Raw genomic sequence first — 15,969 nt, forward strand, 5'->3', positions numbered from 1 at the left:
TCGTTCAATTACATTAAAAGTTGATAAGACGATGTTCACGCAAATAGCCCAGAATAACTTGTGCTTTTTCGACAGAATTTCCATTATTTACGACAGCGCCACCTTTGCTTTCACTCGAAATGGCTGACATCATGCGGTCATGTCCTGATTTATTTTCAGGTGCTTTTAGTTTGATTGGTTTGCGTATCGACGCTAGTGTTTGCCACTGCGTCTTATGGACACTTGTTGAAGTTGAGGTGTAAGGCACTAGCAATGTTTTTATTGCACCTGAAATCTGACGCGCATATGAAAACTTCAAACTAGCGGGTGCTAGCGGGTGAATTGCAATAATTGCTGGCAACTTCACTGTGACATGACGGCGTTTTCCCTTAGGCAAGAATTGAAGCACCTCAATAGTGTTAGCCTTCACTTTAATGGCTAATGCATTTACTACTAACGGTATGCCAATTTTTTCAGCTAATAAATAAGGTAATAAGCTACTATCCTCACCACTTTCCGCACGACTGCCTGTTAAAATTAGGTCGGCGTGGTTTAATTGAGTCGCTAAGCAATCTACGACATCAGTATCGTCTGAGATGGGAATCACATCGATTTGACCAGCACCAAGCGCTAAGTACTCGCTTAAGGCTTTGTTGTCTGGGTTGCCTGCATGCAGTACATGGTGTTTTGCTGAGATTGATTTTGCCATGTCTAATCCGATAGTCATAGCAAGGCTATCGTTATGGCAGTGGCGTGGCTCTCCGCTCACAGGATGTCGGCCAGCTGAAACCAATGTTGTAATGTGCTTAATAATATTCATTGAATAGAACTCATCTCGTTAATTCACTGGATTAGACATAGTTTGATTAGACGTGGCTTGTTTAGCCTCAGCGATAGCTAAAATGAGGCTTTGCATGATTTCTTCCGCATCACCAATCACCGTAAGATCTGCACGCTTCACAATGGGGGCGCTGTTGTCACGATTGATGGCAATCACATGACGGCAGTCTTTTATGCCCTGTAGGTGCTGCACTGCGCCAGAAATGCCAATCGCCAGATAAGCGCTTGCACTGACAGTTTTACCACTCGCGCCAATTTGCTTGTCACGCGGAAACTTTCCGTCATCCACTGCCACCCGGCTGGCGCCTATTGCAGCATCTAGCGAACGCGCTAAAGTTTCTAATGTCGCCACATTGCTCACGCCATTACCTGCAGAAACGATAAAGTCGGCTTCCTCCAAAGCGATCGTCGCTGAGGCGACGGGTAGCATGCCTAAGTTTTTATAGTCGCTGTTTGACTCTTTAAATGTGTAGCTTGTGGATTTTAACTGTTCGTCAGGTATCGCCGATGCTACAAAAGGTAAGTTGGTTTCTGCGGTATTAGCGGCTAATAATATAATTTCTGGTAAATCAGCAAACGCTAAAAGACTGCCGCCAGCTTGATAACTCGCTACATGTTTTGCATCTATTTCAATCACATGTGTGGCAGCAGATTTGGACGGTTGTGTGGCAATTAACCTTCTACCTAACTCGCCGTCACCAATCATATTATCAGGCATGAAAATCCGTGAAGGCTGTAGCGAATCAATCACCTTTAAAACACATGCCAATTCTGCATCTGGCTGAAAAACTTGATAATCAAACTCAGGCATAACAATCACTTTATCTGCCCCGAGACTGGCAATATCTTCACGCAGTTCACCCAATACTAAGGCCACAACGGTGGTTTCTTTATCAGCCAAAATCGCTGCGGAGGCAATCACTTGATGGGCATGATCATCAAGCATGCCTCTATCCGCATGGGTCACAGTTAAGTAGAAGTTTTTGGGCTTAGTGGGTGTGCGAAGCGGTTTAACTTCTGGGATGTTTTCAGCAACTTCAGGCGCCGACAAAGTAATGCGTTTAATACCGTTTTGAGTGGTATTAAGTATGCGATTTGGGTTAATACGTTTTGCTTTGCTGGTGCTCATGATTCCAGCTCCAAAGTAGACGCAAGCAATTGTGCAATATCTAATATTTCAGGGCGATTGCCAACGACACCTTCTAGCATAGCCGTGCATTGCGGACATCCTACAGCAACAACTTCCGCACCTATGGTTCTCGCATCGGCGATGCGAATGTCAGGAATACGTTGCTTGCCAGGAATGTCCGTTAATGGGGCGCCGCCGCCGCCGCCGCAACAGCGACCACGCATACCTGAACGTTCCATCTCGTTAACCTGAATACCAATACTTTTTAGTAAGGCACGGGGCGATTCAGTTTCGCCGTTGTAGCGACCTAAGTAGCAAGGGTCATGATACGTCAGCTTGCGTGTTTCATCTGACTTACCTAGTTTCAACTGACCGCTAGCAGCCAATTGCGCTAAAAGTGTTGAGTGGTGTAATACCTCGTAATTTCCACCAAACGCAGCATATTCATTCTTAAGGCTATGAAGAACATGTGGGTCTGCGGTGACGATGCGTTTAAACGAGAGTGAATTTAATGTTTCTATATTGAGTTTCGCGAGTTTCTGAAACGTTGCTTCATCGCCAAGCCGCCTTGCGGTATCGCCTGTGTCACGCTCATATTCACCCATTAAGGCGAAATCTACTTTTGCGGCTTTGAGTAGTTTGACTAAAGCTCGTAAAGTACGCTGATAGCGCATGTCAAAAGCGCCTTCACCTGCGATCAGTAATATGTCTACAGGTATATTAGGTGCAATCGTCTTAACATTTAAATCGACCGCCCAATAATAGCGAGCTTTACGGTCGAACCCGCCCACTGTAGCTGTTTGTCGTAAGTTTTCCAATGTTTGTGGTGCGCTACCCGGAAGCTCACCTTTTGTCAGTGTTAGGTTACGCCTTAAACCGACGATTGCGTCTACGTGTTCGATGAGCATCGGGCACTCTTGTACGCAAGCGCGACAAGTTGTGCATGACCATAAAGTTTCTGCTTCAATTAATGAAGGCACTATGGGTGCGTGTATGCTGCCAGAATGCTCGCCAATAGGCATGCCAGGATAAGGGCTGCCTGCAAACTTAGCGTCTGTACCTTTGGAATTTTTATCATGGCTGGATTTTTCATCATGAGAAAAACCAACGACCAAATCTTGAATGAGTTTTTTAGGGTTAAGTGGTTGCCCAGCAGCAAAGGCGGGGCAAGCAGCTTCGCATTTTCCGCATTGCACGCATGCATCAAAACCCAATAATTGATTCCATTTGAAGTCTGAAGGTTTGCTGATGCCGAATTCTTGGTTTTCTAAAGTGATAACATCTAAAGCGATTGGTTTAAGCGCAGTAGATAATTTACCATTAAAACGCTGCTGGCGAGGATGGAAAGCTAAATGCAGTAGCCCAGCAATCGCGTGCTTCATCGGCCCGCCCAAACCTATGCCTAGTGCCAACTCTGCTGAGCCCGCCATTAATAATATCAATGCCAATACGGCAACACTGCCTGCTAGAACAGATACGGGTAAACTTAGAACCAACAAGCCAATTGCAAAGGCCGCAAGTGAGTAGGGTAACCGACTCCAAGCACCACGAGATAGTCGGCTAGGCGCATTGCGACGGCGCAACCATACAAAAAACACACCTACCAGCATGATGGCGGTAGCGATTAATATTGCCCAGTTAAGCACATTCCAATACAGCATTAAGCCGTAGTTGATAGCTACTAGAATCAACGCTGCAACAGCGCCACCAGCCGTTGCAACATGAGTGCGTGCGATAAAAGGCTCACGCGATACGACATGATGCAAATCGACAAAGTAGCGTTTTGGAATTGCAAGTAGATTGATCCACGAGAAATCCGCAGACTGACCTTGACGCCATAGCTGCGAACGCCGCCACAGCCCAGCCAGCAGTGTTGCCGTAGCAAGCCAAAAAAGTAAGGTAATGAGGTGTTGAATAGACACTATGAAAATCTTTGCTAGAAATCTTTACAGAGGCGCAGCGCGTCGTAGATAGCGCCGTGAATATTGTGCATGGATACGCAATCGCCAATGCGGAAAAGCAGAAACTCGCCATCATTCAGTTTTTGCCCAAGTGTGGGTTGAGGTTCGGCGTCAAAAAGAGTTTTAATATCAGTTTGACCGTGATTCTTTGAAAGCTCTTTTAATGCCCAGTACAGTTCAGTATTAGGTGTAGAGCCATTCTCAATGACCACTTGATCGACCTCGCGCTCTTCCAGCGTTTCAGTGTATTCATTTCTTAAGACGGCAATCTTTTTATCGCGCCCATCTTTATCCTTTTCTGCATACACACTATCTAGCCAAAAGTTTGGGGTAGGGATGATGCCTTGAGAATATAAACGACGATAGAAAATAGGAAATGTCGTGCCGCCCACATCGTCAGCCACTTTAGGGTCTGGTGTGACGATTTCCACTTGGCTACCGCGACTTGCCATAAAGTCAGCAGTACCAAATCCTGCATGTGTGCCTATGCCATCGTAAATCAGTACATTTTTGCCAGGCGCTACACGTTCTGACAAAATGTCCCATGAACTCACCGCCAAACCTTCTGCCACGCCCCAAGCAGGGACTTGTCCGCTATGACTGCTGCCACCAGTAGCCAATACGACGATGCTTGGCTTTTCAGCAAGTATCATCGCTGCATCTGCTGCAACGCCTAGTCTGCGGTCTACGCCTAAGCGATTTGTTTCCATATCAAACCAGCGAATAATGCCTGCCATTTGTTCGCGTTGTGGTGCCTTTGCGGCTAGATTAACCTGCCCGCCAACGGATGCATTTCGCTCAAATAGAATCACTTCATGACCACGTTCAGCTGAAACGCGCGCCGCCTCTAATCCAGCAGGGCCAGCACCAACCACGATGACGCGGCGTTTTTCACCTTTGCTTTTGCTCACCACTTGCGGCATGGTAGATTCACGTGAAGTGGCAGCGTTCTGGACGCATAACACATCCTGCCCTAAATATTGTCTATCAATACAATAGTTAGCGCCTACGCATTGCCTGATTTGGTCTTCACGACCATCGCGTATTTTCACTATCATATGCGGGTCAGCAATATGTGCGCGAGTCATGCCCACCATATCCACTAAACCATTGGCGATAATACGCTCGGCTTGCGTCACATCGCGTATGCCTTGCGCATGCAAAATAGGTACTTTTGATACAGATTTAATGCCAGCCGCTAGATGGACAAAAGGCTCAGGTGGTAGCGCCATAGAAGGCATGCAGTTAGCTACTTTGTTGTGTGTATCCGCGCCTGAACCAATCACGCTAATAAAATCAATCAAGCCACTTTCAGACATGATTTGCGCGATATTTTTAAGGGTTTCTGGGTCTAAACCGTCATCATGAAATTCGTCGGCACACATGCGTAAACCTACGCAAAAATCGGCACCTACAGCATCACGTACTGCATTTAACACTTGCATGCCAAAGCGCATGCGGTTTTCTAAACTACCACCATATTCGTCAGTGCGTTGATTAGTACGTGGGCTCCAGAACTGATCAATTAAATGTTGATGTGCCGCAGAAATTTCTATGCCATCCATACCAGCGGCTTGTACTCGTTTTGCTGCTGCTGCAAAGTCGCCGATAATGCGGTGAATATCTTCAATCTCGATGGCTTTTGCGTTACCGCGATGCACAGGTTCGCGTACGCCGCTTGGTGAAACAAGGTGCGGCCAAGGCTCGCCTGCGTAAGCTGAACGTCTGCCCATATGCGTGGCTTGAATCATGATTTTACTGCCATGGCGATGCATAGCTTCAGCTAAGCGAGAAAGCGGCTCAATGACACGGTCAGTAGTCAGGTTAACGGGTTTCCATGAACCTTGTGGCACATCGATAGACACAGGGCTAGAGCCGCCGCAGATGGCTAAACCTAAGCCACCTTTGGCTTTTTCTTCGTAGTATTTAATATAACGCTCACCCGGCATGCCGCCAGCTTCAGCATATACCTCGGCATGTGCAGTACTGTATATGCGGTTAGGCAACACTAATTTATTGAGGGTAATCGGTGTAAAAAGATGCGGGTAGCGCATAGTGTTCCAATCAGACTTTTTGATTTGTAACAGCTAGATTTGTAGCTGCTAGATTTGCAACTGATGGTTTGATGGTGAAAATGCAGAAGCTTTCTGAGCTGTCGCCGCATTTTGATTGTGAGCAGTATTGGGCTGCACAATCAATACCTTCACAATTGGTGTAGGCGTAATGTCCTTTACGTGTGGTGCACCAATCCATTGCGCCAGCAAACCAACCAGCAAACATATTGCAGAGTTTTCCAGGTTTTTCTGGTTGTGATAGCACAAAAGAAGAGTACTCAAGTTTTACTTCAGCATTACCAGTATCGGCATTCACAGATTCAAAACTAAATACTCCCCAGCCACGTTGAGACAAGCGATTTAAATAATGCTCAAATACCGCGATACCAGATAGGTTATTTAATTTGGCCTCTTTTTCACACCAATGATATGCAGATTTATAGCCTGCTTCATAGAGCACTTCAGCATACTCATTAAAACCAATAGCATCTTCTATGGTTAGATGGTTATTCGTGAAAAAATCACGCGGAACATAACTCATGGGCGCTACGTTAGCTTCACTAATGTTATTCTCATTATTGATAGGAGTGGAATGTTTCATTTAATTTCTCCTGTGCATCAATCAATTAACTATAAACTTTCTAACTGTACGCTTTCGCTGAAATCAGTAAATTGGAAACTGTTCGCAAAGCGCTAATATTTTGCTGCGCACGCGTTTTTCTGTCGCTTCGTCGCCATCCGGATTGTTTTTTAAGCTGTCAAATACTTGTAAAATTAACTCACCAACCTGACGGAATTCAGCTTCGCCAAAGCCTCGTGTAGTACCAGCTGGTGTGCCTAAACGAACGCCAGAAGTCACGGTTGGTTTTTCGTCATCAAATGGAATACCATTTTTGTTACAAGTAATACCTGCACGCTCTAATGCATGCTCAACTTGGTTGCCTTTTAGCCCTTTAGGACGTAAATCGACCAAGACCAAGTGATTGTCTGTGCCGCCTGTTACGAGGTCAACTCCGCCTGCAACTAATACTTCACCCAATGCTTTTGCATTAGCCAATACTCGGTCAATATACGTTTTGAATTCAGGTTGAAGTGCTTCACCAAAGGCAACGGCTTTACCTGCAATCACATGCATGAGCGGGCCGCCTTGCAAGCCTGGGAAAACTGCTGAGTTCACTTTTTTAATCAAGTCTTCATCGTTAGTCAGTATCACACCACCGCGAGGGCCGCGTAGAGTTTTGTGTGTGGTTGATGTCACGATATGCGCATGTTCAACTGGATTTTGGTGACGGCCAGCTGCGACAATGCCAGCAAAGTGTGCCATATCAACCATCAAAGTTGCGCCTACGCTATCAGCAATTTCACGGAAGCGTGCAAAATCCACAGCTCGTGGATAGGCTGAGTAACCAGCAATAATGACTTTAGGTTTATGCTCGTTCGCTAGCGCTTCAACTTGGTCATAATCTAAACGATAGTCTTCGCGACGAACGCCGTATTGCACTGCATTAAACCATTTACCTGAAAGGGCAGGTCTGGCGCCGTGGGTTAAGTGACCGCCAGCATCCAGTGACATGCCTAAAATAGTATCACCAGGCTTTGCGATGGCTAACATGACTGCACCGTTGGCTTGTGCACCAGAATGTGGCTGCACATTGGCAAACTTAGCACCGAATAGTTGTTTTAGTCGGTCGATTGCCAAGGTTTCAACTTTATCTACAAACTCGCAGCCACCGTAATAGCGTTTACCAGGGTAGCCTTCTGCATATTTATTGGTGAGCACTGTGCCTTGCGCTTCAAGCACCGCACGAGAGACTATATTTTCAGAAGCAATCAACTCAATTTGAGATTGTTGTCGATATAGCTCTTCATTGACTGCAGATTGTATAGCAGGGTCAGCGTCGGCAAGTGAGGCTGAAAAGAAGGGTGCTTTAGTCTGGTTCATTTTGACTCTTTCTAAGTGTATTTTCTAATACAGTAAGATATGATTTTGGCAGGACATGGACTTAATTAATGACTAGCAAGCGACGACATTTATAGCTAATCCGCCAAGCGCTGTTTCTTTGTATTTTGATTGCATATCCACTCCCGTTTGGCGCATGGTTTCAATCACTGCATCTAATGAAACAATGTGGCCGCCTTCATGCATCATCGCCAAGCGTGCCGCATTAATGGCTTTAACTGCGCCCATGCTGTTGCGCTCAATACATGGAATTTGCACCAAGCCACCAATCGGGTCGCAACTCATGCCTAAATTGTGCTCCATGGCGATTTCAGCAGCATTTTCAATTTGCTCATTATTGGCACCAAGTACAGCAGCTAAACCCGCTGCCGCCATCGAGCAGGAAACACCAATCTCACCTTGGCAGCCCATTTCAGCTGCTGATATTGAGGCATTCTTTTTATAAAGCATGCCTATGCCCGCTGCGGTGAGTAAGAACTTAATAATGTTGTCTTCTATTTCAGTTTTGGTTCTTTGCTGTTGGCAAAAGCGTGTGAAGTAACTTAACACTGCCGGTATTACGCCAGCAGAGCCGTTGGTTGGCGCAGTAACAACGCGTCCACCACAAGCGTTTTCTTCATTCACCGCAATAGCAAAAGCACTCACCATGTCCATGGATTGGAAATCTGACGATAGTTTGCCACCCACAGTGCTGGCTTGTTTGTAGAGTAAATGCGCTCGGCGTTTTACTTTTAATCCACCGGGCAACATGCCTTCTGTCACCAGTCCGCGCTCAATGCTAGCATTCATGACATCCCAAACGCGAAGCAGCTTGCTGCGTGTTTCTTGTGCGTTTTGGTATCTTAATTCGTTGCCCCACACGATCTCGGCAATTGACAGGTTTTTTTCATTTCCCATGCGCAGCAAATCTGCTGCGTTATCAAACCAGAACGGCGTAGAAGCTGGAGTTTCTTTAACGATGGTACTGGTTTTTGTGGTGCGGAGAATTTCTTGTTCATCCAACACTGCGCCGCCGCCAATTGAAAAGTAGGAGTTGCGATGCAGTGAATCTCCATCATCATAAAATGCCTGCAATATCATGCCATTAGGATGTTGCGGTAATGATTGATGATTATGAAAAACCAAATGCTTATTGAAATCAAATGGAATTTCAATGGTATTCATTAACATTAAACGACCAGTTTCCTTAATCGATTCAACTAGCGGGATGATGCTTGCTGGGTCAACTTGATCGGGTAATGCGCCAACCAAGCCAGCAATGACGGCATAGTCTGTTCCATGACCTTTACCTGTGAGTGCCAGTGAGCCAAATAGGTGAATTTGAACTTCAGCGACTTGTTTAATGAGGCCACGTTTTTCAATCTCTAAAAGAAAACGGTTTACTGCAATCATCGGCCCAACAGTATGTGAACTTGATGGGCCAATCCCGATACGAAAAACTTCGAATACGCTGTAGTTCATGCTGTTACTGCCCGTCGTTTAGTTGAGCAATGCCAAAGCCATAGGGCAGGGCGCTGCGTTCGAGATAGCGCCAGATGTAATCGGCGAAGCTACGGCGAAATACAAGGCTATAACCATTTTCATGCTGATGTACATATAAGCTCAGTTTGCCAAAAGTAGTGCCTACTACCTTGCCTGCTTGGAGCATGTTTAAGTCATACACCGTGCAGTGGTGCAACACATCGCTGGCGTTTTTACCTTTAAGTAGAACCGTGGTATATCCACCAGAGTTGTCAACCACTTGGCTGTGAATGCCCGCCAATGCAGCTTCTAATGATTGTTGAAAAGACGCACGTTGATCGCGTTTGCAAGTGATTAACCATTCATCTGGAGAAAGCCAGAGGATTGATCCCCAAGCAGCATTTATCATGCTGCAAGCTTGTGTTGGCAACGTGATGTTTAATGCTGAGTTTACTGCGCTCACAAATGCCGCATTTTGCGAATTTCCACGCAGACTGATGTAGCCTAATAGTGGGATTTCATTAGCCCAAGCGCCTTTGCTGTCATTGATTTTCTCTTGTTTTGCAGCTAAACCAAATGGATGCAATGGTGACTGCATAACAGGCTTGAATTCCGAGGTGTTATTAGTAGTTGAGTTAAGCATTATGTCGCGCTCCTTCTGCATCAACAAACACGTATGAAACGATTTTCACTTTAACGGCTTTACCTTCTGCCCATGCGTAAACAATATTATTGCCTTCTTCATCGCGACGTTTAATGCCATCAATCACAAAGCCCATGGCGATAGAGCGACCAAGAAATGCACTGTGATAGCTAGACGTTACATGACCTAACATGGCGACTGGTGGCGTAATGTCTGACGAATTAATCAGTTGTGCGCCTTCTTTAAGGACGACATTCGGGTCTTCTGGCAGCAAACCAACCAATTGTTTACGGTCAGTGCGGCTAGTATCAGATCGAGCAAGCGAACGTTTACCTAGGAAGCTATAAGGTTTTTTCATACCAACTGCCCACGCCATGTCTAAGTCAAACGGTGTGACAGAGCCATCCGTATCTTGCCCAACGATAATGAAGCCTTTTTCTGCACGCAATACATGCATGGTTTCAGTACCATATGGCGTAATGTCGAACTCCTTACCTGCCTTCATAAGTTCATTCCAGATGTAATCGCCATAACTTGCGTCGACGTTGACTTCATAAGCTAACTCGCCTGAGAAGCTGATACGGAACACGCGAGCAGGCACGCCAGCGACTGTGACATCACGCCAATCCATAAATTTGAATGCATCTTTTGATAGGTCGATGTCAGTGCAAAGTTTAGCTAAAACTTCACGGCTTTTTGGGCCAACTAAAGCAGCAGTTGTCCAATGGTCAGTCACAGAAGTCATATAGACTTCTAATTCTGGCCATTCAGTTTGGTGCCATTTTTCTAACCAAGTCATCACGCGGGCTGCGCCGCCTGAGGTGGTGGTCATTAAAAAGTGTGTGTCTGAAATGCAAGCTGTTACGCCATCATCCATCACCATGCCAGCTTCATCTAACATCAAGCCGTAACGACACTTACCTACTGCAAGTTGTGACCACGCATTGGCATAGATACGGTTTAAAAACTCACGTACGTCTTTACCGCGGATGTCGATTTTTCCTAAGGTTGAAGCATCCAGCATACCCACGCTATTACGTGTGGCTAAGCATTCGCGATTAACTGCTGCATGAATATCTTCTCCCGGTTTAGGAAAGTACCAAGGACGCATCCATTGACCTACAGGCTCAAACTCCGCACCATATTGCTCATGCGTTGTTTGCATTGCGGTATAACGGCGAGGTTCGAAAGTGTCACCAACATGCGCGCCAGCTAAAGCGCCAAATGACACTGGCGTGTAAGCAGGGCGGTAAGTGGTTGTGCCAACTTCTGGAATCGTTTTTCCTAAAGCTTCAGCGGCAATGGCAAAGCCATTGACGTTAGATAACTTACCTTGATCCGTACCAAATCCTAGGGCGGTATAGCGTTTAATATGCTCAATTGAGCGGTAGTTTTCACGCACAGCTAGGTGAATATCTGTGGCAGCGACATCATTCTGGAAGTCTACAAAAGCCTTTGCGCCATGCCCATCTTTACCATCAGGCACATGGAAGATACGGCGTGCTGGAGTGACAGAAATTTCATCTGTTTCTAACACTAATCCCGAGCTGTTGATGGTTTTACCTAAGCCGGCTAAAAGTTCAGCTAAGGTGTTATGTGTGTTGGCTAAACCCTCTTGTAAGGCAAACACACCTGTAATTGCGCCTACACAGAAAATACCGTCTTTGGCACGACCATTGGCAGAAACTACAAAAGCTAGTCGTGCATCGTCCCATTGTGGACGACCACCATCATGGCAGAACAAATGCACCGTAGGGGATAAGCCGCCAGAACTGGCTAAAACATCGCATGGCACATACGGTCCTTTAGCTGTGGCAACATTTTTTAAGCTACCTAATTTAACCAGTTGCGCACCTTGCACAGCGTTTGAACCAATGGCCTCACTAATGCCGTAACCAGCATACACTTTAATGCCTAGTTGATTGGTTTTAGCCGCCCATTCAGGATTGATTTGCTCCCTTGTATCAACTATGGTCACTACAATGCCAGCGGCAGCCAAGTCAGCAGCGCCTTGATAGGCTGAATCATTGCTCGTCATAATCACTGCATTTTTGCCACAAGCAACACCGTAGCGGTTTAAATATGTGGATAATGCCGATGCCGTCATAATGCCTGGTAGGTCATTATTGCCGAATACTAGAGGTCGCTCAAAAGCACCAGTTGCCAGCACTACTTTAGACGCTCGAATACGATGCAAACGTTCGCGCCGTTGCGCATTTTTTCTTACTGCGTGAGGCAGATGATCTTGCAGCAACTCTACCGCTTGAATCATGTTCATGTCATGCAAGGCAAAAGCCGTGGTGCGAGAAAGAATTGTTACGTTAGACAAGCTTTGCAGCTCATTGATGATGTTAGCTGACCATGTACTTGCATTTACACCGCCAATCAATACATTCGGCATAGAGAGTAAATAACCGCCAAGCTCAGGTTGATCATCTACCAATAAAACTTTTAAGCCACTACGACCAGCCAGTAGCGCGGCAAGCAAGCCAGTCGCACCACCGCCAACCACGAGTAAATCTACATGATGATGTTGATGGTCGTAAGTTTCAGTATCAGCTTCAACTGGTGATTTACCATAACCCGCCGCGCGACGAATAATGTCTTCATAGAACGGCCAAAGCTTAGTTGGCCATTTAAAAGTTTTATAGTAAAAGCCTGCAGGCATAAAGCGTGAGAATTTACCGCCTACACTTTTAAGGTCGAATGCTAATGACGGCCAACCGCTGGTGCGTCCAGCCACTAAGCCATCATATAATTCCACTTGCGTGGCTTTTAAATCTGGTGTGGTACGTGCGCCCACGTCAATTTGTACTAGTGCATTAGGTTCTTCTGCGCCAGAACCAATAATGCCCCGAGGGCGGCCATATTTAAAGCTGCGCGCAACCACTTTAACGCCATTGGCAAGCAGGGCTGAAGCAAGGGTGTCACCTGCAAAGCCTTGATAAGTTTGACCATCAAACGTAAATGTAAGAGGGCGGTTTAAATCAACGCGACTATTTTTATGATTGATTCTGTTACTCATGCTATTGCCTCTTCCGCATCATAAATTTTACGAGCTTCAGCTAATGTCCAAGCACCTACTATGGTGTGATTAGCGGTATTGCGTTTTAATACAAAAAACTTACGACAACCCGTGCTATGCCCCCACATTTCCCAGTGCCAGCCTTTTGGGTTTCGTTTCATAAATAAATAATCACCCCAATTTTCTTCGCTTTCAGTTTCTGGTGATTCAGGGCGTGCAACAAAGGCTTCGCCACCATAGCTAAACTCTTCTTCTTCTCTTGCTTCAAAACAATGTGGGCATTTAATAACAAACATGATTTTTCCTTTTTAGCTTAAGCTTTAATGCGCAACATAAATTTAGTGCGCAACACCGGCTGCACCGTGCTCGTCAATCAAATGACCTGTATGGAAACGGTCAAGCGTAAAAGCGGCGTTTAATGGGTGTGGTTCATCATGTGCAATGGTGTGGGCAAATACGTTGCCAGACCCTGGCGTTGCCTTAAAGCCACCTGTACCCCAACCGCAATTAAAGTACAAACCTTTGACTTTAGTCTTACTGATAATTGGGCAAGCGTCAGGCGTAGTATCAACAATGCCGCCCCATTGACGGTTCATGCGCACGCGTGAAAACATTGGAAATAACTCGATAATCGCTGCTGCCGTATGTTCAATCACATGTGGGCTGCCGCGTTGAGCATAGCTGGTGTAATGGTCAATCCCTGCGCCAATCACAAGCTCACCTTTATCTGATTGGCTGACATAGCCATGCACCGCGTTAGACATTACAACGGTATCTAATATCGGTTTGAGAGATTCTGAAACAAACGCCTGTAGCGGATGACTCTCAAGCGGCATGCGAATACCAGCAGCTTTTGCCATCACTGATGAATGACCAGCTGTCACACAGCCAACTTTTGATGTTGAAATATAACCCTTGCTAGTTTGCAAGCCTTTAATCTGCGAGTTGACGATATCCATCGCAGTTACTTCGCAGTTTTCTATGATATCAACACCATAATTACTCGCAGCACGGGCAAAGCCCCAAGCGACAGCATCATGCCTAGCGACGCCAGCGCGAGGTTGAAAACTTGCGCCCATAATTGGAAAGCGCGTGTCCTTAGAAATATTAATCATTGGAATGCGGTCTTTCACTTCTTGCGCATTCAATGCCATAGCATCAATTCCGTTTAGATTATTGGCGTTCACGCGGCGCTCAATATCACGCATGTCTTGCAGCGTATGACCTAGATTGAATACACCGCGCTGACTAAACATCACGTTATAGTTAATGTCTTCGGTCAATCCTTCCCATAATTTTAGTGAGTGCTCATAAAGCATCGCTGCTTCATCCCAAAGGTAATTAGAGCGGACAATTGTGGTGTTACGCGCAGTATTGCCGCCACCTAAATAGCCTTTTTCTAACACTGCAATATTTTTAATACCATGCTCTTTAGCAAGGTAGTAAGCAGTGGCTAAACCATGACCACCTGCACCAATAATCACTACGTCATACGAAGATTTAACTTCAGGGCTGCGCCAAGCAGGCGTCCATCCCTCGTGATGTTTTAACCCTTGTGAGAGTAGTTTCCAAATGGAATAATCTTTTTTCAAGCGGCCTCCGGCAATCGTTTAAAACATTAGTTGTTAAGCGTTATTCTGCTGTTTCAGCGCTATGTTTAATGTGCTACATCAGACTATTTCTTGGCTTTTTACGACATGTGACGTTTTAAGCCAAGATATATAAACAAGAGTTAATGAATAATGGCTATCGAGGGTTGGTGCTTAGTTAAAAATCCCAACATGTAAAAACAAAAAAGCCATAACAGCACTTAACTGTTATGGCTTTTTTTAATGACTTGCGTTTAAACGCCTAAGTATTTTTTCACAGCTTCTAAACCTGGTTTTCCGTCTAGTGTTTTAACGCCATCTAACCATTTGTCTAATACAGCAGGGTTTTTAGTTAGCCATGCTTTTGCCGCAACATTCGGTGCGGTTTTATCCATGATTGGCAACATCACTTGGTTTTCCATGTCTAGATTGAACTCTAAATTGGTGACGAGTTTATTCACATTTGGGCAACGCGACCCTAAATCAGTTGCCGTCACGGTATACACTTTGGCTTCGCCGTAGTTAGCACCAAAGAAATCGTCACCACCACTTAGGTAAGTGATGTCTTGTTGAACATTCATTGGGTGAGGTGCCCAACCTAAGAACACAATCCATTTTTTGTTTTTTACTGAGCGGCTGACCTCAGTCAACATGCCAGCTTCGCTAGATTCAACCATTTTAAAATCTTTAAGGCCAAATGCATTTTTAGTGATCATATCTGCAATGATTTTATTACCATCATTGCCTGGCTCGATGCCATACATTTTTCCTTCAAGGTTATCTTTAAATTTTGCAATATCAGTAAAGCTTTTTAAACCAGCTTCATAGGCATAAGTTGGTACGGCTAAAGTATATTTCGCGCCAACCAAGTTAGGTTTTTCAAGCACTTTAATATCTTTAAGAAATGGTTCAACAATAGGTGTCATTGAAGGCGACCAATAACCAAGAAAAACGTCAATCTGACTCTTTTTAATACCGGCAAATGCAATGGGTACAGAAGCAATGGTTGAAACCGGTTTGTAACCTAAACCTTCTAAAACAACAGAGGAGAGGGCGGTGGTTGCGGTAATGTCAGTCCAGCCAATATCAGCAAATTTTACTGCGCTACAACTGACGGCTTCGCCAGTACTTGATGCTTCTGCCGTGGCCGTAGGAGTGGAAACTTCACCTTCTTTTTTGCCACAGGCAGTAAAGGCGAGAGGGAATAGTGCGGCGATTAAAACTGATTTTGCAAAGTGATTCATTTTAACTCCTACGTAATATTGATAGTACCCAAAGAAGACAGCATGGTGAAACCACACTAGTTATCGCACTAAAACTCTCACTAA

General features: G+C 45.3%; 12 protein-coding genes. All 12 read right to left on the minus strand.

The annotated features are described in order from the left end of the window. Positions 1–13 precede the first annotated feature (13 nt). The 12 genes from PSU72_RS06325 to PSU72_RS06380 all read right to left on the minus strand — a co-directional run bounded on the left by PSU72_RS06325 (position 14) and on the right by PSU72_RS06380 (position 15,885). Positions 14–799 carry a hypothetical protein gene (locus tag PSU72_RS06325; protein WP_300431473.1) on the minus strand — a complete coding sequence of 262 codons (786 nt, stop codon included), beginning with the start codon at positions 797–799 and terminating at the stop codon, positions 14–16. A gap of 18 nt (positions 800–817) precedes the next feature. After that, positions 818–1,948: an electron transfer flavoprotein subunit alpha/FixB family protein gene (locus PSU72_RS06330; RefSeq protein ID WP_300431474.1), complete on the minus strand. Its 1,131-nt coding sequence runs from the start codon at positions 1,946–1,948 to the stop codon at positions 818–820. Further along, positions 1,945–3,870 carry a (Fe-S)-binding protein gene (locus PSU72_RS06335; RefSeq protein WP_300431475.1) on the minus strand — a complete coding sequence of 642 codons (1,926 nt, stop codon included), beginning with the start codon at positions 3,868–3,870 and terminating at the stop codon, positions 1,945–1,947. The genes PSU72_RS06330 and PSU72_RS06335 overlap by 4 nt, the downstream gene beginning before the upstream one ends. Positions 3,871–3,884: 14 nt before the next feature. After that, a complete protein-coding gene (locus PSU72_RS06340; RefSeq protein ID WP_300431476.1) occupies positions 3,885–5,963 on the minus strand; it encodes an NADH:flavin oxidoreductase in 2,079 nt (692 codons plus the stop codon). A 10-nt stretch (positions 5,964–5,973) separates the two neighbouring features. Continuing rightward, positions 5,974–6,564, minus strand: coding sequence for a DUF5943 domain-containing protein (locus tag PSU72_RS06345; RefSeq protein ID WP_300431477.1), 591 nt, complete (start codon positions 6,562–6,564; stop codon positions 5,974–5,976). Between the two features lie 63 nt (positions 6,565–6,627). Continuing rightward, on the minus strand, positions 6,628–7,905 hold the full coding sequence (locus tag PSU72_RS06350; RefSeq protein WP_300431478.1) for a serine hydroxymethyltransferase: 1,278 nt from the start codon (positions 7,903–7,905) through the stop codon (positions 6,628–6,630). A gap of 72 nt (positions 7,906–7,977) precedes the next feature. After that, complete coding sequence (locus tag PSU72_RS06355; RefSeq protein ID WP_300431479.1) at positions 7,978–9,384, minus strand: L-serine ammonia-lyase; 1,407 nt, start codon at positions 9,382–9,384, stop codon at positions 7,978–7,980. Between the two features lie 4 nt (positions 9,385–9,388). Then, a complete protein-coding gene (locus tag PSU72_RS06360; RefSeq protein WP_300431480.1) occupies positions 9,389–10,027 on the minus strand; it encodes a sarcosine oxidase subunit gamma in 639 nt (212 codons plus the stop codon). Continuing rightward, entirely contained in the window at positions 10,020–13,052 is a 3,033-nt protein-coding gene (locus PSU72_RS06365) for a sarcosine oxidase subunit alpha family protein (protein ID WP_300431481.1), read from the minus strand. The genes PSU72_RS06360 and PSU72_RS06365 overlap by 8 nt, the downstream gene beginning before the upstream one ends. Further along, positions 13,049–13,348, minus strand: coding sequence for a sarcosine oxidase subunit delta (locus PSU72_RS06370; RefSeq protein ID WP_300431482.1), 300 nt, complete (start codon positions 13,346–13,348; stop codon positions 13,049–13,051). The genes PSU72_RS06365 and PSU72_RS06370 overlap by 4 nt, the downstream gene beginning before the upstream one ends. Positions 13,349–13,390: 42 nt before the next feature. Next, complete coding sequence (locus tag PSU72_RS06375; RefSeq protein WP_300431483.1) at positions 13,391–14,644, minus strand: sarcosine oxidase subunit beta family protein; 1,254 nt, start codon at positions 14,642–14,644, stop codon at positions 13,391–13,393. Positions 14,645–14,895: 251 nt separating this feature from the next. Continuing rightward, on the minus strand, positions 14,896–15,885 hold the full coding sequence (locus tag PSU72_RS06380; RefSeq protein WP_300431484.1) for a choline ABC transporter substrate-binding protein: 990 nt from the start codon (positions 15,883–15,885) through the stop codon (positions 14,896–14,898). Positions 15,886–15,969 lie beyond the last annotated feature (84 nt).

This window comes from Methylotenera sp. (assembly GCF_029945535.1).
Lineage (GTDB): Bacteria > Pseudomonadota > Gammaproteobacteria > Burkholderiales > Methylophilaceae > Methylotenera.

Excerpts from the sequence above, each read along its gene's own strand:
- PSU72_RS06325 (WP_300431473.1), bottom strand. The coding sequence starts at position 799 with ATGAATATTATTAAGCACATTACAACATTGGTTTCAGCTGGCCGACAT.
- PSU72_RS06330 (WP_300431474.1), bottom strand. The coding sequence starts at position 1,948 with ATGAGCACCAGCAAAGCAAAACGTATTAACCCAAATCGCATACTTAAT.
- PSU72_RS06340 (WP_300431476.1), bottom strand. The coding sequence starts at position 5,963 with ATGCGCTACCCGCATCTTTTTACACCGATTACCCTCAATAAATTAGTG.
- PSU72_RS06345 (WP_300431477.1), bottom strand. The coding sequence starts at position 6,564 with ATGAAACATTCCACTCCTATCAATAATGAGAATAACATTAGTGAAGCT.
- PSU72_RS06350 (WP_300431478.1), bottom strand. The coding sequence starts at position 7,905 with ATGAACCAGACTAAAGCACCCTTCTTTTCAGCCTCACTTGCCGACGCT.
- PSU72_RS06355 (WP_300431479.1), bottom strand. The coding sequence starts at position 9,384 with ATGAACTACAGCGTATTCGAAGTTTTTCGTATCGGGATTGGCCCATCA.
- PSU72_RS06360 (WP_300431480.1), bottom strand. The coding sequence starts at position 10,027 with ATGCTTAACTCAACTACTAATAACACCTCGGAATTCAAGCCTGTTATG.
- PSU72_RS06365 (WP_300431481.1), bottom strand. The coding sequence starts at position 13,052 with ATGAGTAACAGAATCAATCATAAAAATAGTCGCGTTGATTTAAACCGC.
- PSU72_RS06370 (WP_300431482.1), bottom strand. The coding sequence starts at position 13,348 with ATGTTTGTTATTAAATGCCCACATTGTTTTGAAGCAAGAGAAGAAGAA.
- PSU72_RS06380 (WP_300431484.1), bottom strand. The coding sequence starts at position 15,885 with ATGAATCACTTTGCAAAATCAGTTTTAATCGCCGCACTATTCCCTCTC.